20 protein-coding genes are annotated in these 25,815 nt (G+C 63.8%); 6 read left to right on the forward strand and 14 right to left on the reverse strand.

Annotated features, from left to right (window positions below; translation table 11 throughout):
- The first annotated feature begins 59 nt into the window (after positions 1–59).
- On the forward strand, positions 60–536 hold the full coding sequence (locus KIT02_RS05975; RefSeq protein ID WP_297583546.1) for an SspB family protein: 477 nt from the start codon (positions 60–62) through the stop codon (positions 534–536).
- Between the two features lie 12 nt (positions 537–548).
- Positions 549–755 (forward strand): ribbon-helix-helix domain-containing protein, encoded by a 207-nt coding sequence (locus tag KIT02_RS05980; RefSeq protein ID WP_297583549.1) that lies wholly within the window; start codon positions 549–551, stop codon positions 753–755.
- A 372-nt stretch (positions 756–1,127) separates the two neighbouring features.
- On the opposite strand, the gene KIT02_RS05985 is transcribed toward KIT02_RS05980, so the two are convergent.
- A complete protein-coding gene (locus KIT02_RS05985) occupies positions 1,128–4,757 on the reverse strand; it encodes an AsmA family protein (RefSeq protein ID WP_297583551.1) in 3,630 nt (1,209 codons plus the stop codon).
- Positions 4,758–5,020: 263 nt separating this feature from the next.
- On the opposite strand from KIT02_RS05985, the gene KIT02_RS05990 reads away from it, so the two are divergent.
- On the forward strand, positions 5,021–7,354 hold the full coding sequence (locus KIT02_RS05990) for a UvrD-helicase domain-containing protein (protein WP_297583554.1): 2,334 nt from the start codon (positions 5,021–5,023) through the stop codon (positions 7,352–7,354).
- A gap of 16 nt (positions 7,355–7,370) precedes the next feature.
- Here the strand turns inward: KIT02_RS05990 and KIT02_RS05995 are convergent, their stop codons facing one another.
- A complete protein-coding gene (locus tag KIT02_RS05995) occupies positions 7,371–7,661 on the reverse strand; it encodes a putative quinol monooxygenase (protein WP_297583555.1) in 291 nt (96 codons plus the stop codon).
- Positions 7,662–7,751: 90 nt separating this feature from the next.
- Between KIT02_RS05995 and KIT02_RS06000 the strand changes: the two genes are divergently transcribed.
- Positions 7,752–8,621, forward strand: coding sequence for a 50S ribosomal protein L11 methyltransferase (locus tag KIT02_RS06000; protein WP_297583557.1), 870 nt, complete (start codon positions 7,752–7,754; stop codon positions 8,619–8,621).
- 197 nt (positions 8,622–8,818) lie between these two features.
- Here KIT02_RS06000 and KIT02_RS06005 read toward each other — a convergent pair whose 3' ends face one another.
- Positions 8,819–8,950, reverse strand: coding sequence for a hypothetical protein (locus KIT02_RS06005; protein WP_280114011.1), 132 nt, complete (start codon positions 8,948–8,950; stop codon positions 8,819–8,821).
- A 119-nt stretch (positions 8,951–9,069) separates the two neighbouring features.
- Positions 9,070–9,204, reverse strand: coding sequence for a hypothetical protein (locus KIT02_RS06010; protein ID WP_297583559.1), 135 nt, complete (start codon positions 9,202–9,204; stop codon positions 9,070–9,072).
- Positions 9,205–9,324: 120 nt separating this feature from the next.
- Between KIT02_RS06010 and KIT02_RS06015 the strand changes: the two genes are divergently transcribed.
- Positions 9,325–11,148: an aminopeptidase P family protein gene (locus KIT02_RS06015; RefSeq protein WP_297583562.1), complete on the forward strand. Its 1,824-nt coding sequence runs from the start codon at positions 9,325–9,327 to the stop codon at positions 11,146–11,148.
- Between the two features lie 73 nt (positions 11,149–11,221).
- On the opposite strand, the gene KIT02_RS06020 is transcribed toward KIT02_RS06015, so the two are convergent.
- The 6 genes from KIT02_RS06020 to ftsZ all read right to left on the reverse strand — a co-directional run bounded on the left by KIT02_RS06020 (position 11,222) and on the right by ftsZ (position 20,439).
- The gene (locus KIT02_RS06020) at positions 11,222–12,499 is read right to left on the reverse strand and encodes a hypothetical protein (protein WP_297583564.1); all 1,278 of its coding nucleotides are present in this window, start codon (positions 12,497–12,499) and stop codon (positions 11,222–11,224) included.
- A gap of 18 nt (positions 12,500–12,517) precedes the next feature.
- Positions 12,518–14,728, reverse strand: coding sequence for an NAD-dependent DNA ligase LigA (gene ligA / locus KIT02_RS06025; RefSeq protein WP_297583567.1), 2,211 nt, complete (start codon positions 14,726–14,728; stop codon positions 12,518–12,520).
- A 184-nt stretch (positions 14,729–14,912) separates the two neighbouring features.
- Positions 14,913–16,583, reverse strand: a complete 1,671-nt coding sequence (gene recN / locus KIT02_RS06030; protein ID WP_297583568.1) for a DNA repair protein RecN — start codon at positions 16,581–16,583, stop codon at positions 14,913–14,915.
- 193 nt (positions 16,584–16,776) lie between these two features.
- Positions 16,777–17,622, reverse strand: a complete 846-nt coding sequence (locus tag KIT02_RS06035; RefSeq protein WP_297583569.1) for an outer membrane protein assembly factor BamD — start codon at positions 17,620–17,622, stop codon at positions 16,777–16,779.
- 90 nt (positions 17,623–17,712) lie between these two features.
- Positions 17,713–18,669 carry a UDP-3-O-acyl-N-acetylglucosamine deacetylase gene (lpxC, locus tag KIT02_RS06040; RefSeq protein ID WP_297583572.1) on the reverse strand — a complete coding sequence of 319 codons (957 nt, stop codon included), beginning with the start codon at positions 18,667–18,669 and terminating at the stop codon, positions 17,713–17,715.
- Between the two features lie 111 nt (positions 18,670–18,780).
- The gene (gene ftsZ, locus KIT02_RS06045) at positions 18,781–20,439 is read right to left on the reverse strand and encodes a cell division protein FtsZ (protein ID WP_297583575.1); all 1,659 of its coding nucleotides are present in this window, start codon (positions 20,437–20,439) and stop codon (positions 18,781–18,783) included.
- 224 nt (positions 20,440–20,663) lie between these two features.
- Here ftsZ and KIT02_RS06050 point away from each other — a divergent pair, with 224 nt between their 5' ends.
- Entirely contained in the window at positions 20,664–21,125 is a 462-nt protein-coding gene (locus KIT02_RS06050) for a VOC family protein (protein WP_297583577.1), read from the forward strand.
- Positions 21,126–21,302: 177 nt separating this feature from the next.
- Here the strand turns inward: KIT02_RS06050 and ftsA are convergent, their stop codons facing one another.
- Genes ftsA through murC form a run of 4 tightly spaced genes read right to left on the reverse strand, consistent with a single transcriptional unit; the run spans position 21,303 to position 25,814 of the window.
- Positions 21,303–22,616 (reverse strand): cell division protein FtsA, encoded by a 1,314-nt coding sequence (gene ftsA / locus KIT02_RS06055; protein ID WP_297583579.1) that lies wholly within the window; start codon positions 22,614–22,616, stop codon positions 21,303–21,305.
- Positions 22,613–23,491: a cell division protein FtsQ/DivIB gene (locus KIT02_RS06060; RefSeq protein WP_297583581.1), complete on the reverse strand. Its 879-nt coding sequence runs from the start codon at positions 23,489–23,491 to the stop codon at positions 22,613–22,615. The genes ftsA and KIT02_RS06060 overlap by 4 nt, the downstream gene beginning before the upstream one ends.
- Positions 23,479–24,399, reverse strand: coding sequence for a D-alanine--D-alanine ligase (locus KIT02_RS06065; protein WP_297583583.1), 921 nt, complete (start codon positions 24,397–24,399; stop codon positions 23,479–23,481). The genes KIT02_RS06060 and KIT02_RS06065 overlap by 13 nt, the downstream gene beginning before the upstream one ends.
- Entirely contained in the window at positions 24,396–25,814 is a 1,419-nt protein-coding gene (gene murC / locus KIT02_RS06070; RefSeq protein WP_297583586.1) for a UDP-N-acetylmuramate--L-alanine ligase, read from the reverse strand. The genes KIT02_RS06065 and murC overlap by 4 nt, the downstream gene beginning before the upstream one ends.
- Position 25,815: the final 1 nt, after the last annotated feature.

The raw sequence follows: 25,815 nt of genomic DNA on the forward strand, positions 1-25,815 counted from the left end.
ACGTAGGGCTGATATGGGCCGTTCGGGATTCTATCCGAAGACTATGAGATGAGGGCACCATGGCCGAAGACCACATGCGATACGACATTCTCGCCCAGGAAGCCCTGCGCGGCGTCGTGCGCAAGGTTCTGGCAGAAGTCTCGCGCACCGGCCTGCCGGGCGAACACCACTTCTTCATCTCCTTCGCGACCCGCGCCCCCGGCGTCCGCATCAGCGAAGAATTGCTCAAGCAGTACGATCAGGAAATGACCATCGTGCTGCAGAACCAGTTCTGGGACCTCAAGGTGTCCGAGAGCACGTTCGAGGTCGGTCTCAGCTTCAACGGCCAGCCCGAAATGCTGGTGATCCCCTTTGCGGCGATCAAGGGCTTCTTCGATCCCTCCGTGCAGTTTGGCCTGCAGTTCGACCCGGCCACCGCCAACGCCGAATCCGCCGATGACAAGGCCGAGGCCGAAGAGGACGCAGCGCCCGAAGAGGGCAGCGCGCAGACCGGCGAAAAGGTCATCAGCCTCGACGCCTTCCGCAAGAAGCCCTGATCGACCAGGGGCATGGAAAAACGCTCGTTTTCCATTGCCGGTCATCGCACCTCCATCGCGCTTGAACCGCAATTCTGGGCCGGCTTCGAGGCCCTTGCGAGCGAACGCGGGCTGAGCCAGGCCGCATTGCTGCGACACATCGACGAAACGCGCGACACAATGAACCTGTCATCGGCCGTGCGCTTGGCGGTGCTGGCGTTTTATCGGGATGGGAATTAGACCACTTCACGCTAGGACAGAAACGACGGAGCGTTTCCCTTCTCCCCTGAGGGGAGAAGGTGGCGCGAAGCGCCGGATGAGGGGTTCACACTCACGGTTTTGCCGAGAGGCTTTCACCCCTCACCCCATCCCTCTCCCCTGAGGGGAGAGGGGGCGATGGAGGCGATGGTTCAGTTCAAGGGGGAAACGCTCTAGGTCAACGCTCAGGTAACCAGAGGCTCCCGCTTTCGCGGGAGTGACATCGTGGGAGAGTGACCTGGTTGGGGAGTGACTTGGTGGGGGAGTGACCTGCGGGGAATGACCTGTGGGGAAAGACTTGGGGGGAGTGCCCCGGTGGTCGCTCGACCGATTGGCCCCTGTGAGGCCGGTGCCTCAGGGAAAGAGTTGCAGCGGTTGATTGACGGGGTCGCCGATCGGCTGGTTGACGCCGGGCTGGAAGCCGAGATCCAGGGGGGTCAAAGGCTGATTGACGACCTCCTCCTCGGGCAGGGGCTGGGGATTGAGCAACTGCTCCTCCTCAAGCCGGCGCGCCTCTTCCTCGGCGCGGAGACGGGCGGCCTCCTCGGCCTGACGCAATTGCTCCTCGACCAGCCGGTTGCGCTCTTTAGCGGCGGCGCGCTGGCGCGCTTCTTCCGCAAGACGCAGAGCTTCGAGCCTGTCCACTTCCAGTTCATTGGCCCGCACCTGGATGGATGCGACGATTTCGGCCAGGTCGAGCGTGACCAAGGGCGCCAGGACCGTACCGGCCAGGCGGGCAATGATCCGCGCGCCATCGGGCTCGACCAGGCCCGTTGGGTCGGTAAAGCCGAAAGGCGTCAGGACAAAGCTGCCGTCCAGCCCCAGCGTGGGAAGGCTGAGGTTGAGATTGCCGGACAGGCGCCCGCCATCGCCCTCGACGATGAAATTGGCCATGCGCATGATGCCCTGGGCAATGGTGAACGTGCCCTGCGCCTGCTCGGCCTCGAACGCGCCCTGGGAGAGGGCCAACCCGATCAGGGTTTCCAGCGTCGTGTCATCCATGTCGAGCAGGTCGCCGAAACCGGCAATGGCCGGATAGACTTGCGGCGTCAGGCCTGACACGGTCATGTCAGCGATAGCGAGGTTCCCCTCGCCCGCGAGGCGCCGGACGACATCGGCGAGGCTGGCGCCGGTGCCTTCAAATTGCAGGCCCATGTCGACGCGGCCGCCCAGCCCATTGCTGGTCAGCGGCGCCGGGAGAGCCGACAGATCGACCCCGGACAGTGCGAGGCGGCCCGACACGGTGCGTTCCGGCAAAGGGCCGGCGCAGCACCTGGCCATGTCCAGCACCAGGCTTCCCGTCTCGCCTGTGGCGACGGAAAGGCCTTCGACGCCCAGTTTCTGCCGGTCCCAGACATAGCGGAAATCCGTGGCCCCGCCGACGGCCGAGCCCCCCATTGTCATTGCCCCGGCAGTAAACGAGACAGTGCCGCGCGAGCCATTGCTCTCCAGATCGTCGGCGAGCGGGCCTTCGGGGAAAACGCTTGCGCCGGTCCCGATCAACGCTTCATTGCCCAAAAGGGCCGAAGCGAGCGCAACGACGTCGACACTGTCCGCGCTCAGATTGCCCTCGAAGGCAGGCACGCCGCCGAGCAACTGCATGGAGAGATCGCCGGTGAACGGCACCTCTCCCGACACGCCGGAAATCGTCGTCAATTCGAGCGATCTCGTGCCATCGAAGGCCATGGCGGCGCTGCCGTCGAGCGCGCCAAGATCGGCGCCCCCTACCCCGGCCAGGCGCAGCAGCCCATGGCCGGCACCAAGCAGCACATCGATCGTGCCGTCGCCGCTGACAAGGCCATTGCCGGCCACGTCGAGCCGGCCGAAGAAACTCAGCGACTGCTCGCCCTGGCTGACCGACACGCGGCCATCAAAACCATCGTCTGCACCGCCCTCGAGGAAGAGGCTGGCAATCATGTTGCCGTCTCCAGCCATGACGGGCACCGGGCCCAGTCCCAACTGCGCCGACAGCGCGGCCGCATCTTCATCTTCGAGCGAGGCAATCAGCTTGAGATCGCCGGTGGCCAGCCCGAGCAGGCCGCTCGCCATTTCGGCTCGGAAATCCAGGGAAGCCGAGCCGGTCTCGCCGGCCAGGGTCAGCACCTGCCCCTCCCCGCCGGTCTGGTCGGTGAGGATGAACTGCAAATCGGCTGGAAAGGCACGGGCCAGGGCCTCCTGCCACACGAACGGCACTCCTGCCATTTCCTGGAGCAGCGCCAGGCCCTCTGAATCTGCAGTATCCACGGCGACCTGCCCGGATGCGGTAATGCGGGGCGCGGCCGGATCGCCGACGAATCGCAGACCGGTGTCGAGGGTGACACCGCCCCAGCCGCTGGTGGCGAGGCGCGACAGGCGAAGCATGTCCGGGGACCATTGCCCTTCAGCCACCAGATCAGCCGCAGCAAGACCCAGAATATCGGCACTGTCGGCGGTGAGCGAAAAGCTGCCATTGGGGAAGCTGGCGCCGAAACTGCCCCCGCCGATAACGGATGGGAGCAGAGCGCGGAGCGCCGCCATATGGGGCGCGTCGGCCTCGGACAGATTGAGGGTCGCGTCGAGCCGCGCTTCGTCGCCATAGCCAAGGCGCAGATCGAAGCGATGACGCTTGCCATCGAGGTTGAAAACGCCGTCACCAAAGCCGAGCGCGCCATTGGCCAGCAGAACCCGGGCACTGGCCGAACCCGGCATGTTGAACAGCGGATTGTCCTCGCTGGCGCGGCGCCACAATTGGGCGAGGGCATCAAGGCGGGCCGAACTGGCGCTCACCTGCCCGGAATAACCCACCACGCCTTCGTCATTGGAGACCGTACCCGACAGGCGCAGTTCGGTTTCGCCGGGCAGATCGGCGACGCCCTGTTCGATGGTCCAGGCCGAGCCATCGGTGGTGGCATCGAGCCGCACATTGCGCAGGGCAAAGCCACGCAGTCCGACCTCGGCCAGATCGATACCCAGGCGCCCGGGCAGCGGCGGGATGGGCGGCGCGGGAATTTCGGACAACATCCGCACGATTTCATAGGGCAATTCGGACGGTGTCTCGGTGGCCGCACGTGGCGGCAGCGAGAAGACACCGCCGGACACGACCGCATCGAAATCGCGCCGTTCGCCCAACTGGATCGAGGCCGCGCCGGTCAACCGCATACCGGCCCGGTTCTCGTCCGGATGCAGGGTATAGCCGTTGAAGACAACCCGGTCAGTGGACACAGTGACACTCGATTCGAGCACCATGTCGCCGCTGATGCCGTCAGCGGTTTCGGCAACCGGCGGGGTCTGACGATAGACCAGATTGCCCTCGAAGCGCGGGGCAGCGCCAAGCGTCAGAAGACCCTCGGCGGTGGTGGCATGGCGCCCGGCGGTTTCGCGTAGATAGATGGACACGCGGGTGCTGTCGGCGCTGTCCAGCGCGCCGGAATTGTAGCGCAGATCATAGCGCGACCCGTCATAGACGAGCCCGCCCTGGAACTGGAACGGGCCGGTGAAACTCGAGAGCCGCAAATCGCCATCGATATCGCCGAGCGACCAGGTCTGCTCGGCGCGCAAATCCTCGAGGCGCACAGAGCCATTCTCGATGCGCGCCTGCCCCAGGGCCAGGCCGGAACCGGCGCCATTGAAATCCACGGCGCTGCCGACAAGCCCGTTCTCGTCGATGACGAGATTGACCACGGGCTGGTGAAGGGTGAGCGCGGTGACATTGTAAATGTCGCGCAGAAATTCGAGCAACGAGAACTGCGCCTCAACTTCTGCAACGGTCGCCGCGGGCGCCTCGGTGCTGCCGACGATGACATCGCTGAACCGCAATTGCGGCTGCGGCAGCAGGGAAAACTCGATGGCGCCGTTGATGGTCACATCCGCGCCCAGGACACTGGTCGCCAGCGTCTCCATACGGTCGCGATAATCGTTCCACTGCACGAAGCGCGGAACGAGGAAGGCCGCCGTCAGGACCAGGATGGCGAGCACGCCAACAACGATATAGATGCGATTGAGCACTGTGCGCGAACTGCCCCGGCTGAAAACGGCGTGAGTGTAGGCACTTGCCAGCCCCGCGCAAGGCCGATGAGCCCGATTTGAGCACAGGAAAAGGGCCGCATACAGGCATCCCCACCCCGGTGGCGGGACGGTCTTGCAGCGACCGGGTTCTATACAGCCCCGCCCCCACTGCCTATATTGCGAAGAAGAACAAACCGAGATTCGTCAAGACCGGCGCCGAGACTGACCCCGACTTCAGGCGCTGGCGGAACTGCAAAGCGCGCATGGCCGACCCTGCTCCCCTGCCCCGCCCCCAAGCCGGGCCGATCACCAGCCAGCTCCGGCAACGCGAGCCGGACTATCTTGCCGGTCTCAATCCCGAGCAGCGTGAAGCCGTGCGCTCGATTGAGGGGCCGCTTCTGGTGCTGGCGGGCGCGGGCACCGGCAAGACGCGCGTGTTGACCACGCGCATCGCCCATATCCTCAACGAACGCAAAGCCTGGGGCAGCCAGATTCTCGCCGTGACCTTTACCAACAAGGCCGCCAGCGAGATGAAGAAGCGCATCCACGAACTGGTGCCCAGCCTCGACGGCCTGCCCTGGATGGGCACGTTTCACTCGATCTCCGCCCGCATCCTGCGCCAGCACGCAGAACTGGTGGATTTGAAGCCAAGCTTCACCATTCTCGACACCGACGACCAGATCCGCCTGATCAAGCAGCTTCTGGCAGCCGAGAATATCGACGAAAAGCGCTGGCCGGCGCGGCAATTCGCCGGGATGCTGGATGCCTGGAAGAACCGCGGCCTCCTGCCCAAGGACGTGCCGGCGGCCGATAGCGGCTTTTTCGCCAATGGCAAGGGCGGCAAGCTCTATCACGACTATCAGGCGCGCCTGAAAGTGCTGAACGCCGCCGATTTCGGCGACCTGCTGCTCGAATGTATCCGGCTCTTCCGCGAGAACCCGGAAGTGCTGGCCGAGTTTCATCGCAAGTTCAAATACATGCTGGTCGACGAATACCAGGACAGCAACACCGCCCAGTATCTGTGGCTGCGCCTGCTCGCCCAGGGAAAGCCGGCGCCGGAGGCCAATATCTGCGTCGTCGGCGACGACGACCAGTCGATCTATGGCTGGCGCGGCGCCGAGGTGGATAACATCCTGCGGTTCGAGAGCGATTTTCCCGGCGCCAAGGTGATCAAGCTCGAACGCAACTACCGTTCGACCGCCAATATATTGAAGGCCGCCTCGACGATCATCGCCTTCAACGAGGGGCGGCTGGGCAAGACGCTGTTCACCGACATTGCCGAGGCCGGCGAGCCGATCTCGTTCACGCAGGTCTATGACAGCGAAGAGGAAGCCCGCACCATCGGCGAGGAAGTCGAGCAGTTTCAGCGCCAGGGCGACGCGCTCAATTCCATGGCCATCCTGGTGCGCGCCTCGTTCCAGATGCGCGAGCTTGAAGAGCGCTTCATCACCCTTGGTCTCAATTATCGCGTCGTCGGCGGCCCGCGCTTTTATGAGCGCAAGGAAATCCGTGACGCGCTGGCCTATCTGCGGCTGGTGGCCCAGCCGGCCGACGACCTGGCCTTCGAGCGCATCATCAACGTGCCCAAGCGGGGGCTGGGCGACTCGACGGTCAACATGCTGACGGCGACGGCCCGGCACCAGCAGGTGCCGCTTTTGAGCGCCACCCGCATGATGGTGGAAACCGAGGACCTCAAACCCAAGCAGCGCAGCACGCTGCGGGCCCTGATCGGCCAGTTCGACGACTGGGCCTATCGCGCCGAGAGCCTGCCGCCCTATCAGCTGGTCGAGCAGATCCTCGAGGAAAGCGGCTATATGGACATGCTGGCGGCCGACAAATCCGTCGAGTCCCAGGGGCGCAAGGAAAACCTCAAGGAACTGAGCCGCGCCATGGAAGAGTTCGAAACCCTGGGCGGTTTCCTCGAACACATTTCGCTGGTCATGGATCGGGACAATGCCGATGCCAGCGACGCTGTCACCATCATGACGCTGCATTCGGCCAAGGGGCTGGAATTCAACACGGTCTTCCTGCCCGGCTGGGAAGACGGGACGTTCCCGAGCCAGCGATCCATGGACGAGAGCGGGCGGGCCGGGCTCGAGGAGGAGCGGCGGCTGGCCTATGTCGGGATCACGCGCGGGCGCAAGCGCGTGCGGATTTCCGCCGCGCAGAACCGGCGCATCCATGGCCTGTGGCAATCGGCCATTCCCAGCCGCTTCATCGACGAATTGCCGCCAGACGCCGTGGAAGTCACCGACCGCGGCTCGGCCTATGGCGGCTATGGCTATGGCGGCGGCGCGTCCAGCCGCTTCAACAAGGCCGACCCGTTCGAAAGCGTCTATGAAACGCCGGGCTGGCAGCGCGCCCGCGCCAACCAGGCCAGCCGCAAGGGCGGCGGGCCGCTGACCATCGAGGGGGAACTGGTCGCCCGTTCCGTCGATCTCGGCGGCCAATCGAGCGGTTACGCGCTCGGCGACCGGGTTTTTCACCTCAAATTCGGCTATGGCGAAGTGATGAGCATCGAGGGCAACAAGCTGACCATCGACTTCGAGAAAGCGGGCACCAAGAAGGTGCTGGAGAGCTTTGTGAAGAAGGGGTGAGGGTTAGCGGGGGCTCTTACAGTCCCTGCCCGCCCATGGGCTCGGTTTCGAACCTTTCGCCAAATCCGGCGATAATCGGCTTCGCCTTGGAGATGGTTTCGCGCACTGCCGGGATTTGCAATGATGCGGCGTGTAGCTCCTTGCTGTCCCAGACTTCAGTGATCCAGATGCCATCCTCGCTCGCCGGGTCACGGGCGATGATGTAGGACCGGCAGCCTTCCATCGGCACGGCCCCGTCCAGCATGATGGCGAGCAGATCATCCCGCCGCCCCGGTGCGGCCAATATCTTGCCGATCAATCCATACATGGTTGTCTCCTTATTTGCGGCGCATCCGGCGCCATTGACTTGTCTTGCAGTCCTGCGTCATTGGAAACTCGACCAGACCGAGGACAACCCATGTCAGTAGATCAGCTTTCCGTGTCGCTCACCAAGGAGCAGGCCTATGCGCTGGTCGATGCCGTGTCCGAACGCGACGACCTCGCGCTGACGGCCTCGGCGCACGAGATCGAGGACACCGGCGAATGGGTGTTCGAGGCGACCTGCGACAGCCCGCCCGATCTTGAATCATTTTCTGAGCTTGCCCGGCAAGTGCTTGGTGGCGACGTGACTTTTTCGGTCGAGGCTATCGACCCGGAAGTCAATTGGGTGGCCAAATCACTCGAAGGCCTGGCCCCGGTGATCGCCGGTGGCTTTTATGTCTATGGTGGCCATTCGACCGGGCCTGTGCCCGAAGGGCTGACGCCGATGCGCATCGAGGCCGCACAGGCCTTTGGCACCGGCCACCACGAGACCACCACCGGGTGCCTCGAAGCCATCGAAATGGTAATCCGCAAGCGCACCCCCTATCGCATGATCGACGTGGGCACCGGCACCGGTGTGCTCGCCATTGCGCTGGCCAAGCGGGTCGACGCCAAGATCCTGGCTACCGACATCGACCCGATTGCGGTGACGACGACCATCGAGAACGCGCGGGACAATGGGGTCGGCGAGCAGATCGACGCGGTGGAGGCCACCGGCCTCGATCATGCGGAAATCGTCGCTCGCGCGCCCTATGACCTGGTGGTCGCCAATATTCTGGCGGGACCGCTGACCGAACTGGCGCCCGGCATGGGCGGCATGACCCAGACGGGCGGCATCGCGATTCTGTCCGGCATTTTGAACACCCAGGCCGATGGCGTCATCGCCGCCTATCGCGAAGCCGGGTTCACGCTGGAGGATCACCTCAAGCGCAAGGACTGGACGACGCTGGTGCTGAAGAAGGGTTAGGCGGGGCGTTCCGGGGCGGCGGACGGGGTAACGGAGGTTCCCGCTTTCGCGGGAATGACACCGTGGGGAGCGGGAATGACTCGGTGGGGTGGAACGTGCTGCCGCAGGTGCCGACCCCGCCCGTGACACAGCCCAAAAAGAAATCCCCGAAGCGGGCTTCGGGGATTGCGGCTTGATCGTCAGCGTTGCGTGCTGCCTCAGGGGCGCTTGGTAACCGCGCCGATCAACTGATGCTGCATGCGATAGCTGACCTGGCGGGAGGCTTCGCGACCACGGGCGTCGATAAGGCCACCCAGTGCGTTGCGGAAACCGTTCTTGCTCTCAGTCATCTTTCACTCCATGCGACGAAGGGGAATGTCCGCTTCGTCAGGCTCGTCTCTAGGCTATTTTCTCGGCCCCGGTTAGGACCTCGGCGGCAAGCCAGCTATGCCGCTTTTGCAGACCATGATTAACGGCCATTCACCTTGTGCGACCGGTAGCCATGATCGCGCTCGAACTGGGCGATGTAGCGCTCAGCCTGGCGGGTGCGACCATCAACGATGGCATCGACCGCCCGCTGAAAGATATTCCTGTTCTTGTCCATTTTGCGTCTCCTGTTCCTGACCCATAAGATAGGATCATCCAGCGCGCGAACCAGCGCCAATTGATCACGCCAGCCATGCCAAAACTGCATTGCTAAGAATGCAGCGCGTCAGGACGATTTATGACCAAAACAGCCTTTGAACCCGCCAAATTCCAGAGCTTTGACGAAAAGTCCGACCCCGGCCAGGTCGCGCCACGCCTCAAATCGCTGAGATCTGCCATGCGCTCAGCGCAAGTCGATGCCTTTCTCATTCCGCGTGCCGACGCTCATCGCGGCGAGTCGGTACCGGCCAGCGAAGCGCGCCTGGCCTATGTCACCGGCTTTACCGGCTCGGCCGGCCTGGCCGTGATCGGCACCGGCTCGGCGGGCCTGTTCATCGACAGCCGCTACACCCTGCAGGCGCCGGCGCAGACCGACACCACGCTGATCACCGTGCACGAGGTCAATCAGGGTGGCATCAGCCCGGATGTGAAGCTTTATGTGCCCAAGGGCGGCAGGCTGGCCTATGACCCCTGGCTGCATACGCCCGGCGAGGTGCGCGACCTGACCGACAAGCTGGCGGGTCATGCCGAGGTCGTGCCGCACGCCAATCTCGTCGACGCCATCTGGACCGACCGGCCCGCCGCCCCGGTGAGCCCGATCGAGTTTCTCGGACACAACCGTTCCGGCCGGACCACCGAGGACAAGATCGGCTATCTGCGCGACGTTCTCGATGCCGAGGACGCCGATGCGGTGGTGTTCACCCTGCCCGAATCCATCTGCTGGCTGTTCAACATGCGCGGGCGCGACGTGCCCAATACCCCCTTCGTGCTGGGCTTTGCCATCGTGCCGAAAACGGGCCTGCCGACGCTGTTCCTGGACGACGCCAAGATCACCCCCGACCTGAAGCGCGCGCTCGATGGCCTGGCGGAGATTGCCCCCGGCAGCACGCTGGCTTCGGCACTGGAGGCGCTTGGCGGCAAGGGCCAGGCGGTTATCGTCGATCCGCAATCAGCTCCGGCCGCAATTGCCGAAACCCTGCGCGGCAAAGGCGCTCGCGTCATCGAAAAACGCGACCCGGTGCTGGGGCCCAAATCCCGCAAGAACGCGGTCGAACTGGCCGGGATGCGCGAAGCCCACAAGCTCGACGGCGTGGCACTGGCCAAGTTCCTCCACTGGTTCGACGGCGCAGCGCCAGGGGGCGAACTGACCGAAATCGGCATCGTGACGGCACTGGAATCGTTCCGGCGCGAGGAGGACAGCTGTGTCGACGCCAGTTTCGACACCATTTCCGGCGCGGGGCCGAACGGGGCCATTGTCCATTACCGCGTCACCAGCAAGACCGACCGCAAGCTCCATGCGGGCGAACTCATGCTGGTCGATAGCGGCGCGCAATATCTGTCGGGCACGACGGATATCACCCGGACCCTCTATACCGGCGCCGCGAGCGCCGAGCAGAAGGACCGCTATACCCGCGTGCTCAAGGGCATGATCGCCATTTCGACGGCCCGTTTTCCACTGGGCACAACCGGCGCGCAGATCGACGCGCTGGCCCGGCAGTTTCTCTGGCAGGCGGGCGTGACCTACAATCACGGCACCGGTCACGGCGTCGGCGCGTTCCTGGGTGTCCACGAGGGTCCGGTGGGGATCGCGCCGCGCTACACCGTGCCGCTCGAAGCGGGCAATGTGCTGTCCAATGAACCTGGCTATTACAAGACCGGCGAATATGGCATCCGCATTGAAAACCTGATCGTGGTGCGGGAGGCCGAGGGCTTCCCTGGCTATCTCGATTTCGAAACGCTGACCCTGGCGCCAATCGACACGCGGCTGATTGAGCGGAGCCTGATGACCCAGGCGGAAATTGATTGGCTCAACGAATTCCACGCGCGGGTGTGGACCGAAGTCGGTCCGCTGGTTTCCGGAGAGGTCAAAGCCTGGCTGCAGCAGGCCACGGCCGCACTCTGAGGCAAGCCGCAACAATGGCCGCACCCAAAAATGGGAGCGGCCATTGTTCAGTTTTCAGAATCGCTTGGGCTGATCAGTTGAACCAGACGATAAAGTTCGGCCAGTTGTCGCCAAAGACCGCGTTGCCGGCGGCAAAGCTGTCTTCGTCGGCGACGGCCCCATCGCGCAGGAAGGGCAAGGCCCCCTGCCCGGTGAACAGCATGACCAGATCGGTCTCGGTCGCCGTTTCGAAATAGGCCTTGAGGCTGAAACCCTGCTCGAAGCGCCAATGCGGGATCAGCAGTTCGCCATCGAGGATCAGATCGACCGTATCCAGCGTCTCCATCCAGGCGTCGACCACCTCCTGGGTGACCGCATGGTCTGGCACGATCGAGGTCTGGCCCGGCGAGGGGACGAGTTCGCGATTGTCGTCTGTTTCCAGTTGAATGGCCGCCCAGTTCTGGCGGGACAATTCCGTCACCGCCTTCATGCGCCCGAGCACGCCGGCCAGCCGCTCGCTGTCGGTCACCGGGAAGTCGGCGGTGTGAATGGCCGCAACCATGTCGGCGATGAAGGCATCACTGTCGCGATCCATCATCAGTGTGCCAGAGCCACGGGCATGATCCTGCATAGGCAGGTCGGCCTCGGGGAAAATCCGATGCATGGCCGCCTCGAAGAACTGGCTGAAATCGTGCGCCAGCAGGAAATCGAAGGGAATGGCCGTGACCTGGCTATAGCCGGCAAACCAGATTGCATCGGCCCGGTCGAAACCCACCGTGGTATCCGGGAGGGCCGCTTCGCCTTTGGTCTTGGTCTTGCCGGACGGCACCGGCGCATCGAAGGCGTCGAGGTCCCGCAGCAGCGCGGCCAGTGTTTCGGATTCGCCGAGCAGGCCGTCACCATCGAGGTCGATGCGCACGCGCAGCGGATCAATGGTCAGCACATATTCGCCGCCAACGGCCGCAACATCGAAGGCGGAGCGGGCCCTATCGAGGCCGGCGACAAACTCTTCGAGAATAGTGCGCAGCCCCTCATAGGTCAGCGGCTCCGGATCGGGATTGGCAGGTCTGTTGGGGGAGGTATCGGACTCCATGCCAAGCAGGAAAGCGGCGGCCGGCGTGCTCGGAGCGATGGCACCGTGGCGATAGAGCGCCTGCGCCAGGCTTTCGTAGCTGGAGATGGTTTCGATGAGCCCGAGACCGAAGCACGCCTCGGCCCGCAACTGGTCGCACCTGTCGCTATAATATTGACGCTCGGCCACGGCGCCGCCTGAATAGAGCAGATCGGGCAAGCGATCGCCCGCTTCATCGGCCTGCACGAGGCCGGGCGCCACAAGCAGCGCGGCAAGCGCCGCCAGATAAGATGCCTTCATTGCTCTCTCCCTCGGCGCCTATTTCCCGACGCGCACGAACCACTCGTCTTCGCTGATGACCTCGACCCCGAGATCCTGCGCGCTTTTCAGCTTCGACCCCGCGCCCGGACCGGCCACCAGGATGTCGGTCTTGGCCGAAACCGAGCCGGCAACCTTGGCACCAAGCCGCTCGGCCATAGCCTTGGCTTCCGATCGTGTCATTTTTTCGAGGGAGCCGGTGAAGACCACGGTCTTGCCGGCGACCTGGCTATCGGCGGAGATGGTGACCACATAGGGCTTTGGCTGCACCTGAACGAGGAGCGCACGCAGCGCCGCCACATTCTGCGCATTGGAGAAGAAACCGGTCAGCGCATCAACGACGGTGCCGCCGATGCCGTCGATGGACGGAAACACCGTCATCGGGTCTTCCGCCTCCGCCATTTCGGCACCCACCTCGATGAGGTGTTCAATGGTGCCGAAGTTGCGGGCCAGTGCTGCCCCGGTTGTCTCACCGATATGGCGGATGCCGAGGGCAAAGATGAAGCGGTCGAGCTCGGGCGTGCGCCGCGCATCGATAGCGGCAAACAGCTTGTCGAGCCCTTCATAATTGCGGTCCTCGACCGCCCGCACATTCTTACGGGCCTTGCCGCTGGCCGTCTCGCGCGCCCGCGCCTGCTCCTCTCGCCGCTCGGCCAGTGCCGTCTGCACCTCGGCCCGGCGATCCTTGAGGGTAAAGATATCGGCCGCCGTCTTGACCAGCCCCCTTGTGAAGAACAGCTCGATGTTTTCAGCGCCCAGGCCTTCGATATCGAGGGCGCCGCGCGACACGAAATGCTTGAGGCTCTCCACCGCCTGGGCCGCGCAGATCAATTCGCCCGTGCAGCGGCGGCGCGAATCCTCCTTGCCGGTCTTCTCGTTGATTTCCCGCGTCGCGGGCGAACCGCAGACCGGGCAGACATGCGGCATTTCATAGGGTTGCGCATCGGCCGGACGCTTGTCCTCCAACACGTCGACGATCTGCGGAATGACATCGCCGGCGCGCTGAATACGCACCGTATCGCCAATGCGGATATCCTTGCCGTCGCGAATGGGCAGACCGGTGCTGTCTTTGCCGGCAATGTAATCCTCGTTGTGGAGGGTGACATTGACGACGGTGACCCCGCCCACGCTGACCGGGTCGAGCCGGGCGACGGGGGCCAGCGTGCCGGTGCGGCCCACCTGAATTTCGATGTCGCGGACCTTGGTGGTGGCCTGTTCGGCCGGAAATTTGTGCGCAACGGCCCAGCGCGGCTCGCCAGTGACAAAGCCCCAGCGGCGCTGCAATTCGAGCTGATCGACCTTGTACACGACGCCATCGATGTCGTAGCCGAGCGAAGAGCGCTGCTCCTCGATCCGCCGGTAGTGGGCAATCAGCTCCTCGGCTGAAGTCGCCCGCTCCATCAACGGGCTGATGGCAAAACCCCATTCGGCAAATTTCTGAACCGATTCATATTGGGTTGGGGCCGGATCGGCCGTGGTTTGACCCCAGGCATAGGCAAAGAACCGCAGGTTGCGGCTGGCCGTAACAGACGGGTCCTTCTGCCGCAGGGAACCGGCGGCGGTATTGCGCGGATTGACGTAGTTCTGCCCGCCTGCTGCCGCCGACCGCTCCTTGAGCGCCTGGAACTCGGCATAGGTCATATAGACTTCGCCGCGAATTTCGATGACCTCGGGCCAGCCGGACCCCTTGAGGGTCTGCGGAATGTCCGCGATGGTCCGCAGATTGGCGGTGATGTCCTCGCCCACCGTGCCGTCGCCGCGCGTGGCGCCCTGCACGAAGACGCCGTTTTCGTAGCGCAGCGAGGCCGAGAGGCCATCGATTTTGGGCTCGGCGGTAAAGGCCAGTTCAAGTCCCTCATCGCGCTGGAAAAACCGGCGGCCCCGCTCGATGAAATCGAGCACATCCGCATCGGTATAGGCCTTGGCCAGGCTCAACATCGGCACGCCATGGCGCACCTTGGCAAAGCCTTCCGCGGGCGCCGCGCCGACCTTGCCGGTTGGGCTGTCGTCCCGAACCAATTCGGGGAAGGCCTCTTCGATCTGGGCATTGCGCAGCCGCAGCACATCGTAGTCAGCGTCGGAAATCTCCGGCGCGTCCTTCTGGTGATAGGCGGTGTCGGCGGCTGCGATGGCCCCGGCAAGCCGGGCGAGCTCGATCTCGGCTTCCTCGGCGGTAAGGTCTTCGACGGGCTTTTGGGAAAGGTCGGTCATTGAGTACTCACGAAAACCAAATCGTCGTAGACCTCATGGTGAGCTTGTCGAACCACGAGGTCGAGCGAGTGGAGGCCTGGATGCCACGACCTCGTCCTTCGACGCGCTCAGGATGAGGTCTACTGCGGCTTAGTTGACCTTAGGGGATTCCTAGCGACGCGGAAATGACGTTCGGGCCAGCGCGTTATCCCACCGCGCTCAGCAGTTTCTTGGCAGCAGCGCGCGCCTCGGCGGTGATTTCGGCGCCGGACAGCATGCGGGCCACTTCTTCCTGCCGGGCCTGTTTGTCGAGCGGGCGCACATGGGTTCTGACGAAGGCCCCCTCCTCCACCATCTGCTTTTCGATCAGCAGGTGCCGGCCGGCCACGGCGGCGACCTGCGGGGCATGAGTGACGGTCAGCACCTGCACCCGCTCGGCGAGCAGGCCGAGCCTGCGACCGATGGCGTCGGCGACCGCGCCGCCAACACCGGTGTCGATCTCGTCGAAGACCAGGACCGGTGCCGAGCCACGATCGGCCAGGACGACCTTGAGGGCCAGGAGGAACCGGCTGAGCTCGCCGCCCGAGGCAACCTTGAGCAAGGGCCCGGCCGCCGTGCCCGGATTGGTCTGGACGTGAAAGGCGATCTGGTCGAACCCGGTGGCCGCGACGCGCTCGCCATCGACCTGGTGATCGACGATGAAGCGGGCTGCGCCGAGCTTGAGGTCCGGCAATTCAGCTTCGACGGCCTTGCTCAAGGCCTTCGCGGCCTTCCGGCGTCCCGCCGACAGCGCCTCGGCAGCCTCGCGGTAGCGGGCGCGCGCCGTTGCCTCTTCGGCCTCCAGGCCCTTGAGCCGCGATTCGCCGCTTTGCAGGGTATCGAGATCCACCTGGTATTTTTCGACCACGACAAGGAGCCCATCGCAATCGGTCTGATGCTTTCGGGCTGCAGCCCGGAGGGCGAAGAGCCGCTCCTCGACCGCATCGAGTTCACCCGGATCGAAGGCCATCTCCCGCTTGATGTCCTCAAGCGCCTCGGTGGTGCGATCAAGGGTGACGAGAGACGCGTCGATCGCATCGACGATCGGCTGGAACAGCGTCGCGCCGCCGTCGATCTTGCGCATCAGCCGCCGCATGAGACCGGCAAGCGCCGGACTGGGTGCATTGGGGCCGTTGAGGATGTCGTCGATTTCGACAACATCGGAGGCCGCCTTTTCCGCTTGCTGCAATTGCTGCCGGCGTTCGGCAAGCTCTTCCTCTTCGCCGGCCACCGGCGCAAGCTTGCTCAATTCCTCGACGGTGTGGCGGGCATAGTCCTCGGCGGCGAGCGCCGTGGCCACCAGTTCGCGCTGTTCGGCAACCGCCTGCTGCGCCTCGACCAGTACGGCCCAGCACTCGCGCAGCGTGGCCGCTTCGCCGGTCAGCTCTCCAAAGGCGTCTAGCGAGGCGCGATGGGTCGCGGTATCGACGAGGGCCCTGTCATCGTGCTGGCCGTGGATTTCGACCACCTGGCTGCCCACTTTTTGCAGAAGGCTCGCCGAGACCGGCTGGTCATTGATGAAGGCGCGGGTGCGACCATCGGCGAACTGCACGCGGCGCAGGATGACGTCCTCGTCATCGGGAATGGCATTGTCGCGCAAGAGGGCACGCGCCGGATGATCGGCCGGCAATTCAAGCACAGCCACCACCTGGCCACTGTCCTGCCCCTGCCGCACCAGGGACGTATCGCCCCGGCCTCCCAGGGCCAGGGTCAAGGCGTCGAGCAGGATGGACTTGCCGGCGCCGGTTTCGCCGGTCAGCACGGTCATGCCGGGCCCCAGCGCCAGGTCGAGCTGATCGATTAGAACGATGTTACGGACGGACAGCGCGTTGAGCATGCGCGGAATTCCCGATTTGGATCGATGCTTGTCTATAGCACCTGTCGCCCGGACCGACGGATCGGCCTGGGCCCCGTCCACAGCTTAACTGGCCGGATCGGGATGGGAGCGATGATAGCAAAGTAGAACAAAATGGCAACAAAAAAGAAGGGGCCCCTTGCGGGACCCCTTGGTTCACTGCCATGCGATCCGGTCAGGACCGGTGCGCGGCCAGCCAGCTTCCCGAATTGAGGTTCGGGGCCAGGCCCTGCTTGCCCAGAAGTTCGAAGGCGCGCTGATACCATACGCTGGACGAATAGTTGTGACCGAGGACAGCGGCGGCCGAGGTGGCTTCACTGGTCAGGCCGAGGATCAGATAGGTCTCGGTCAGACGATAGAGCGCTTCCTCGATATGGGTCGAGGTCTGCCACTTTTCCACCACTTCGCGGAAGCGGTTGATGGCGGCGGCATACTGGCCATTGCCCTGATAGTAGCGGCCCACGGACATTTCCTTGCCGGCCAGCTGGTCATAGGCCACCAGGAGCTTGTCCTTGGCGTCCTTGGCGTGTTCGGACTGCGGATAGTTGTTGATCAGCAGGGTATAGGTGTCGATCGCATCGCGCGACAATTGCTGATCGCGGGTGATGTCTTTGATCTGGGCGAAATAGGCCGTGCCCTTGAGCCACAGCACATAGGCGGTTTCCGAGCTGCGCGGATAGAGCGCCAGGAACCGGTCGGCCGACAGAATTGCTTCTTCGAGCTTGCCGCCGCGATAATTGGCATAGACCTGCATGAGCTTGCCCTTTTCGGCCAGCGGATCACGCGGGTGCTGGCGCTCGAGCTGCTCAAGCTTCTTGATGGCGGTCTGGTAATACTGGCGGTCCATGTCGTCCAGCGCACCCTGGTAAAGGGAGGCGGCCGGCACGATGGGCTCTTCCTTGAGCTTTGGCGGGCCAAACCAGCCGCTGCCTGCGCAGGCGGTCAGCACGGTGGCGAAAAGGCCAATTACGGCAATCCGGACTGCCTGGCGGGAATACTGGATCACAACGTCAAGGTTCACGAACAGCACCGATCTTAGTTCTACCGCAAAGTTGCGGGGTAGTTTTCAATTGGATCAAAACTGTGGCCAAGCGTGCCCCGATCCAGAGGATCAGCGCACGGACCGCAGATAGTGATTGACCTCAAGACCCGCAGGCTGGTCATCGAAAGCCTCGAATTCCAGCGGCAGATCTTCTGCCCCGACTATTTCATAGTTGGCGTCGCTGGAAAAGAGACCCGAAAGCACATGGGCGTTAAGGGCATGGCCACCCTTGTAGGACCGGAACTTGCCCCAGATGGGCAAGCCGCCCAGGGACAGATCGCCGATGGCATCGAGCAGCTTGTGGCGGACGAACTCGTCTTCGTAGCGCAGACCACCCGGATTGAGGATGCGATCCTCATGCAGGGTGATGGAATTGTCGAGGCTGGAGCCGAGCGCATAGCCGGCCTGGCGCAGGATCTTGGCATCGCGGACAAAACCGAAGGTCCGGGCGCGCGAGACGTCTTCGAAATAGCGACGGGGCGTCCAGTCGAACATCATGCGCTGCCGGCCGATGACCTTTGAGTCGAAATCGATCTCGAGGTCCAGGGCGCGGCCGTTATAGGGCTCGAGCGCCGCAAAGGCGTCATTGTTACGCACGGTCACCGAGCGCAGAATCTTGAGGAATTTCTTGGGCGCCGGCTGCGTTTCGAGGCCGACTTCCAGAATGGCGACGGCGAAGGGATAGGCGCTGCCATCCATGATCGGACATTCGGCGGCATCGAGGGTGATCAGCGCATTGTCGACGCCCATGCCGCTGAGGGCCGAGGTCACGTGCTCGATGGTCGCGGCGCTGACACTGCCGCCAAGGTCGAGCGTGGTGCACAGCGTGGTGCGGCTGACGCGGGAAAAGTGCACCGAAACCGGCTCGGTATAGGTGCCATTGCCCAGATCGCGGCGGATTAGGAAGCCCTTGTCCGGGGCCGCAGGCCCGATGACCAGGGTAACAGGCTGGGCACTGTGCACCCCATAGCCGGCAAAGCTGATCTCACCGGCAAGGGTGCGCTGGCGCGTCGATAGTTTGTTCATCAGACAACAATACTCCGGACGAGCCCCGCACGCTCACGAAACTGTTAGCGAAAAAAAGCTCGGTGCGGAAGCCGCACCGAGCGAGGTTTTATCGGAAAGATTGACCGGGGCTTAACCGTGCTTGCGCAGGAAGGCCGGAATCTCGAGATGATCCTTTTGCTGCGGAGCCGCCTGGCTGCGGCCCTGGCTGTCGAGCGAACCGCGGGCGCCTTCACTGGCGGGCGGGACACGCGAAGTCCTTGCGCCACCGGCCTCAATGGCATTGCGGGCGGCGTAGTCATCGGCCATCTGCACACCCGGCTCGGCGCGCTGCTCGGCCTGTGCCTGACCCAGGTTCAGGCCGACATTGGAGGCCAGACGCTTGAACAGGGCCCGGGCATTGCGGGGTTCGGCGTCCTGCCGTTCCTGAGCGTCCTGTGACCTGCGCGCAACAACCGGAAGCTCCTCGGTGCGCGGCATGCGGCGCTGACCATCGGGACGCGCGGCGTGCGAGGGCACATAGACACTTGGGATGGGCTGCTCTTCCATGAGCGGGGCCTCTTCAGGCTCCTGAACAGCTTCCGCCGCGGGAACATAGGGCTCAACCAGGATACCGTCGTCTTCCTGGGCGTAGCTCGGCGCGGGACGCTGGCTGGCAAAGGCCTGCGCCACGGCTTCTTCGACCTGGTGCTCGATCTCCTGAACTTCGGCCGTCGGAGCTTCGATCTGGACCGGCTGACGAATGGTCTCGGCTGGAACGTGGCGCTTCACCGACAGCGGCGTGCGCGAGGCGTGCGGCTTGGCCGGCTCCATGGCCTGCACCATGGTCGCGTCGGTGCCGGTGGCCACGACGGACACGCGAATGGTGCCGTTGAGGTTCGGATCGTAGGTGGCGCCCAGGATGATGTTGCAATCCACGTCCACTTCCTCGCGGATGCGGCTGGCGGCTTCATCGACTTCATAAAGGGTCAGGTCGGGACCACCGGTGATGGAGATCAGCAGACCCCGCGCGCCCTGCATGGACACATCGTCGAGCAGCGGATTGGCAATGGCGGCTTCAGCAGCGTGGCGGGCACGATCTTCGCCCGAGGCCTCGCCGGTGCCCATCATGGCCTTGCCCATGCCGCGCATGACGGCGCGAACGTCGGCAAAGTCGAGGTTGATCAGGCCTTCCTTGACCATGAGGTCGGTAATGCAGGCGACGCCCGAGAACAGCACCTGGTCAGCCATCGCAAAGGCGTCGGCGAAGGTGGTCTTTTCATTGGCCACGCGGAACAGGTTCTGGTTGGGAATGACGATCAGCGTATCGACATGGCGATGCAGTTCGTCGATGCCGTCTTCGGCCAGACGCGCACGGCGATTGCCTTCGAAATTGAACGGCTTGGTGACCACGCCAACCGTCAGGATGCCCTGCTCGCGGGCAGCGCGCGCCACGACCGGCGCCGCGCCGGTTCCGGTGCCGCCGCCCATGCCGGCGGTGATGAATACCATGTGAGAGCCGGAGAGGTGATCGTTGATCTCATCCCAGCTTTCTTCGGCCGCAGCACGGCCAACTTCGGGGTGCGAACCTGCGCCAAGGCCCTCGGTGACGCCCACGCCAAGCTGGATGATACGCTGCGCCTTGCTCAGCGCCAGCGCCTGGGCATCGGTATTGGCAACAACGAAATCGACGCCGTCCAATCCGGACTCGATCATATTGTTGACGGCGTTGCCGCCTGCCCCGCCCGTACCGAAGACGGTGATGCGTGGCTTGAGTTCCTGAATATCCGGGATCGTGAGGTTGATTGTCATAGGTGGCCCCATAGTGGCGTGGTTGGTTAAGATTTACCCGCCCAAACGTTAACCCCACCCTAACAAGTGCACCGATCCGGTTAACTTTCGCGCAAAATGCGAACCAGCCAATCTGCCTGTTCAGCCCCCGTTAACCACGTCGGATCGCCCGGAAATCCACACCCTATTGACAGTAACCAAATAGCTATATAGCGTATTGGTTATTGATAAAACGGAGATCACAAATGTCAAAGATCATGACCTGCCTCTGGTTCGACGACCGCATCGATGCGGCCATTGAATTCTACACATCGACCTTTCGCAGCGCGAAGGTGATCGAACTTGTTCGCCACGCCCCCGACCAGCCGGCATTTACCGCCGTGATCGAACTGGAAGGGCACCGGTTCATGCTGCTCAACGGCGGGCCGCGATTTACCTTCACCGAAGCCGTCAGCTTCGTCATCGACTGCGATGGCCAGGAAGAGGTCGACTATTTCTGGAGCCGGCTCACCAGCGATGGCGGCGAGGAAAGCATGTGCGCCTGGTGCAAGGACAAGTTCGGCCTGAGCTGGCAGGTCGTCCCGAGACAACTGACTGCCGCGCTGACAGGGCCCGACAGGGACGGCGCCAACCGCGCCATACAAGCCATGCTGCAGATGCGCAAGATCGATATTGCAGCGATCGAGAAGGCTTATGCGGGGACGTAAGGCACCAGACGCAAATCATCCGCGCGCTGCCCTCGGGCTTGACCCGAGGGCTATTTCAGTCCGGCAAGATCGGTCATCTGCCCATCCTGAGCCTGCCCAAGCACGAGGTCGGCAACATTGGCGCCGCGACCTCGTGGTTCGACAGGCTCACCATGAGGTCGACGAGATTGCCGGTGTTTAGAAGCTTGAGCGCAGCCAGGTGCCGACGCGGGCGATATAGCCGTCGGTCCCGGTGAGCTTGCGGCTGCCGCGGGGCTCGACATATTCCTGAGCGCAGACCTGCGGATAGACGAGCATGCCCGCCATGGTGGCAAAGGCAGCGCCGCGGGCGATTTCCGGCAGGCCGGCAATGCCCATCGGCCTTCCATTGCGCACGTTCCGCGCCAGGGTGCGGCGGGCGACTTCCGGCAGGCCGGTCATTTCGCTGGCGCCGCCGGTCAAAACGAAACGGCGACCACACACGTCCATCATGCCGGTGGCCTGCATCCGATCCCGGATGGCGGTGAGAATTTCCTCGATGCGCGGGCGCATGATGCGGGTCAGCACGGCGCGGGACACCTGCCCCGGCGCTTCGTCGTGGCTGGCCCCGACCGGCTGGATGCCAATCATCTCGCGCTCATCGGATTGGCCGGGCAGCACCGAACCGTGCAGGGTTTTCAGGCGCTCGGCATCGTCGACGCTGACCGACAACTGACGGGCAATGTCGAGGGTCAGGTGATGCCCGCCAATGGCTATGGCATCGGCATAGACCAGGTGGCCGTCGTTGAAGACCGAAACCGTCGTGGTCGCGCCGCCAAAGTCGATGCAGGCGACGCCCAGCTGGGCCTCGTCGTCGACCAGGGTCGACAGGCCTGAAGCATAGGGCGTGGCAACCAGTGCTTCGATCTGCAGGTGGCAGCGATGCAGCACCAGTTCCAAATTGCGCATGGCCAGAGTTTCGGCACTGATGACGGCAACATCAACGCCAAGCTTGTCGCCCACCATGCCCTTGGGATCGCGGATGCCCTTCTGGCCGTCCAAGGCGTAACCGATCGGTAACGCATGAATGATGGACCGTTCGGGACGAACCGATCGGGAATTGACGGCCTTGAGCACTTTGACGATGTCGGCCTTTTCAACTTCCTGCCCGTCGAGCGATACGGCGGCCGAAAAGGTCTCGGACCCGAGCCGGCCGGCGGTGACGTTGACCAGAACCGATTCCAGCGTCAGGCCCGCAGCGCGCTCGGCCATGCCGACGACGGAGCGGATGGCGTGTTCGGCCTTTTCGATATCGGTGACAACGCCGCTCTTGACCCCATTGGCCGGCCCATAGCCGAAACCGATGACCTGGGCCTGGTGGGTGCGCCCGCGCAGCGCCTTGCCCTCGCCCCGCGGATTGAGCCGGGCGATAACGCAGCAGATCTTGGTCGACCCGATATCGAGCACCGCCACGAGGGTAGCTTTGCCGGGCTGGACCGGCCGCAGCCGGGAGGTCATCGCGTCAGTCATCATGATTCTTCGGCGTCTTCGGGCTTGTTGGGGCGAACCGCCACTACCGTATCGACGCGCAGGTCGATAACGGAAATGTCGCGGTCGAGAAGCTGGTACTCGGTCTGGTAGGAAAGCAGATGCCGGAGGGCCTGCGCGACACCCTGCTCAGGCAGCTGCACCCGCAGGCCGGTATCATAGATCATGTCCCAGCGCCGGTCGGCGATGCGGGACAGGGCGATCATACCATCCTGCAATTGCGGATAGGTGTTGAGCGCCCGGATCATCACCAGGGCATCGTCGGCAGCCCCATCGCCGATCACCAGCGGCAGGTCGCCATAGGCGCCGCGATCTTCCCCGATCTGTGTCCCCTGCCCGTCGATCACGAAGGTAATGCCATCGACCCGCCAGCGCGCGACTGGCACTTTTTCGGTGATCACTACGGCCACATCGCCCGGATAGGTCTTGCGCACGCTGACGCTGTCGACGGCCGGCAATTCGGCAATGCGCAGGCGGGCCGCCTCGACGTCGAAGGCCGTGGTCGGCGTATCGGGCGAAATGCCCAATGCGTCGAAAATATCCTGCTCGGCGGTGAGGGTCTGACCGGTAATCGAAATCTTACCGATGGCGAGCCCCGCCTCGGCAAAACCGCCCTGCATCAGGGCGCCGACAGTATTGGCGAGTTCACCGGCAGGCTCGCGCACCTGATAGGCCACGCCGCCGGCGGCGAGCACCGCCAGGACCAGCAGGCTGCGGCGAATGATGCGGGCATGAAGCAGCCAGGCCCGCGAGAAGCGATTGGCCAGCCGCCGCTTGGGCGCGCTGACCGGAACAGGCAGCGCACGCGGATCGACCATCCGCGCACCGGCGAGAAAGGCCTCGCTCTTTACCTGTTGCAACTCGCGTCCTCCACCATCCAGGAGACCAGATCTTCAAAGCTGTGCCCGACATGGGCGGCCTGCTCCGGCGCCAGCGATGTCGGTGTCATGCCCGGCTGGGTGTTGATCTCCAGGCAGACAAGTTCGCCATCCTCGCCCGCCGCGTCATTGTAGCGGAAGTCCGTCCGCGTAATGCCACGGCAGCCCAGCGCCAAATGGGCAGCCAGGCTAAGCTTTTGCACTTTGTCGTAAATTTTAGGTTTAACCTCGGCGGGGATGATGTGCCTGGACCCGCCGGTCGCGTACTTGGCTTCGTAATTGTAGAAGTTGAGGTCGGTGACGATCTCGGTCACCGGCAAAGCCACGTCGCCCATGACCGCGCAGGTCAGTTCGCGGCCCGGGATATAGCGCTCCACCATCAGGTCCTCACCGCCGGTCCAGTCCTCGCCGAGGATTTCCTGCGGCGGGTGGGACTGATCGGACTTGACGATGATGACGCCGAAACTCGACCCATCGGCGATGGGCTTGACCACATAGGGTGGCGTCATGACGTGGGCGCGTCCGACCTCGGCCCGGCTGGCAACCACATGGTCGGTGACCGGAATGCCGGCCGCCTTGAGCATGATCTTGGCCTGGTGCTTGTCCATGGCCAGCGCCGAGGCGAGGACGCCGGAATGGGTATAGGGAATGCGCAGGAATTCGAGGACGCCCTGAATGGTGCCATCCTCCCCGAAGCGGCCATGCAGCGCATTGAAGGCGACATCGGGCGACACCTCGCGCAGGCGTTCGGCGATGTCGTAGCCAACATCGACTTCTGTGACGCGATAACCGGCCCGGCGCAGGGCCTCGGCGCAACCCTTGCCGGTGCTGAGAGAGACCGGGCGCTCATTGGAAAGCCCGCCCATGAGGACGGCGACGTGCTTGCTCACTTGGTGACCTCGCCCATCAAAGCTTCCAGCTCGCCCGGAAGCGCAGCGGCCCATTGGGTGATGTTGCCGGCACCGAGGCACACGACATAGTCCCCATCCTCGACCCGGCTGGCGAGCAGCGGCGCGAGCGCTTCGGGACGGTCGATGACGCGGGCGTCGCGGTGGCCCCGGGCCCGGATGCGGTTGACCAGTTCCTCGTGCGTGACGCCGGCAATCGGCTGTTCACCGGCAGCGTAGATCGGCGCGACGATGACCGTGTCGGCATCGTTGAAACAGGCGGCGAAATCATCGAAGAGGTCGTGGACGCGACTATAGCGGTGCGGCTGCACCACGGCGACCACGTCGCGGCGGGCCGACTGGCGCGCGGCGCGGAGTACGGCCGAAATCTCCACCGGGTGGTGGCCGTAATCGTCGATCACGGTGACGCCGGCAACCTCGCCCGTCTTGGTGAAGCGCCGCTTGACGCCGGTGAAACCCTTGAGGCCCTTGCGAATGGACTCGGCGGGCACATGAAGCTGGTCGGCCACGGCAATGGCGGCGGTGGCATTGAGCGCGTTGTGGACGCCGGGCATCGGCAGTTCGAGCCCGTCGATCCGCAACTGCGTCTGGCGGATGCGATCCCGGATCTCGACGGCGAAATGCTGAACGCCATCCTTGTTTTCGAGATCCACCAGCCGGACATCGGCCTGCGGATTGCGCCCATAGGTGATGACGCGGCGATCGCGGATTTCCCCGACCAGCGCCTGCACGATGGGATGATCAAGGCACATGACGGCAAAGCCGTAGAAGGGCACGTTTTCGACGAACTGGTGGAAGGCCCGCTTCACGCCCTCAAAATCACCATAGTGATCGAGGTGCTCGGCATCGATATTGGTCACCACGGCAACGTCGGCCGGCAGCTTGACGAAGGTGCCATCGCTTTCGTCGGCTTCCACCACCATCCATTCGCCACCGCCCAGGCGGGCATTGGTGCCATAGGCATTGATGATGCCGCCATTGATGACGGTGGGATCGAGATTGCCGGCGTCGAGAAGGGTGGCGACCAAGGTCGTGGTCGTGGTCTTGCCATGGGTACCGCCAATGGCGATTGCGGTCTTGAAGCGCATGATCTCGGCCAGCATTTCCGCACGGCGGACAATGGGCAGCGCCTTGGCGCGCGCGGCGACGAGTTCGGGATTGTCCTTGCGGATCGCGGAGGACACGACCACGACTTCGGCATGGCCCAGATTGTCCCCGCTCTGGCCAATGGCGACCTTGATGCCCATGTCGAGCAGACGCTGGACATTCGGATTGAGGGCGGCATCCGAACCCTGCACGACATAACCCTGGTTGTGCAGGATTTCGGCGATGCCGCTCATGCCGATACCGCCGATCCCGATGAAATGCACCGGCCCGATATTGCGTGGCATCTTCATG

The sequence above is a fragment of the Devosia sp. genome, assembly GCF_025809055.1.
Taxonomy (GTDB): domain Bacteria; phylum Pseudomonadota; class Alphaproteobacteria; order Rhizobiales; family Devosiaceae; genus Devosia.

Coding starts and splice junctions, on each gene's coding strand:
- ftsZ (WP_297583575.1), bottom strand. CDS start 20,439: ATGACAATCAACCTCACGATCCCGGATATTCAGGAACTCAAGCCACGC.
- recN (WP_297583568.1), bottom strand. CDS start 16,583: ATGCTCAACGCGCTGTCCGTCCGTAACATCGTTCTAATCGATCAGCTC.
- KIT02_RS05995 (WP_297583555.1), bottom strand. CDS start 7,661: ATGTATGGATTGATCGGCAAGATATTGGCCGCACCGGGGCGGCGGGAT.
- ftsA (WP_297583579.1), bottom strand. CDS start 22,616: ATGATGACTGACGCGATGACCTCCCGGCTGCGGCCGGTCCAGCCCGGC.
- KIT02_RS05980 (WP_297583549.1), top strand. CDS start 549: ATGGAAAAACGCTCGTTTTCCATTGCCGGTCATCGCACCTCCATCGCG.
- KIT02_RS06010 (WP_297583559.1), bottom strand. CDS start 9,204: ATGGACAAGAACAGGAATATCTTTCAGCGGGCGGTCGATGCCATCGTT.
- KIT02_RS05990 (WP_297583554.1), top strand. CDS start 5,021: ATGGCCGACCCTGCTCCCCTGCCCCGCCCCCAAGCCGGGCCGATCACC.
- murC (WP_297583586.1), bottom strand. CDS start 25,814: ATGAAGATGCCACGCAATATCGGGCCGGTGCATTTCATCGGGATCGGC.
- KIT02_RS05975 (WP_297583546.1), top strand. CDS start 60: ATGGCCGAAGACCACATGCGATACGACATTCTCGCCCAGGAAGCCCTG.
- KIT02_RS06000 (WP_297583557.1), top strand. CDS start 7,752: ATGTCAGTAGATCAGCTTTCCGTGTCGCTCACCAAGGAGCAGGCCTAT.
- KIT02_RS06020 (WP_297583564.1), bottom strand. CDS start 12,499: ATGAAGGCATCTTATCTGGCGGCGCTTGCCGCGCTGCTTGTGGCGCCC.
- KIT02_RS06005 (WP_280114011.1), bottom strand. CDS start 8,950: ATGACTGAGAGCAAGAACGGTTTCCGCAACGCACTGGGTGGCCTTATC.
- KIT02_RS06015 (WP_297583562.1), top strand. CDS start 9,325: ATGACCAAAACAGCCTTTGAACCCGCCAAATTCCAGAGCTTTGACGAA.
- ligA (WP_297583567.1), bottom strand. CDS start 14,728: ATGACCGACCTTTCCCAAAAGCCCGTCGAAGACCTTACCGCCGAGGAA.
- lpxC (WP_297583572.1), bottom strand. CDS start 18,669: ATGAACAAACTATCGACGCGCCAGCGCACCCTTGCCGGTGAGATCAGC.
- KIT02_RS06050 (WP_297583577.1), top strand. CDS start 20,664: ATGTCAAAGATCATGACCTGCCTCTGGTTCGACGACCGCATCGATGCG.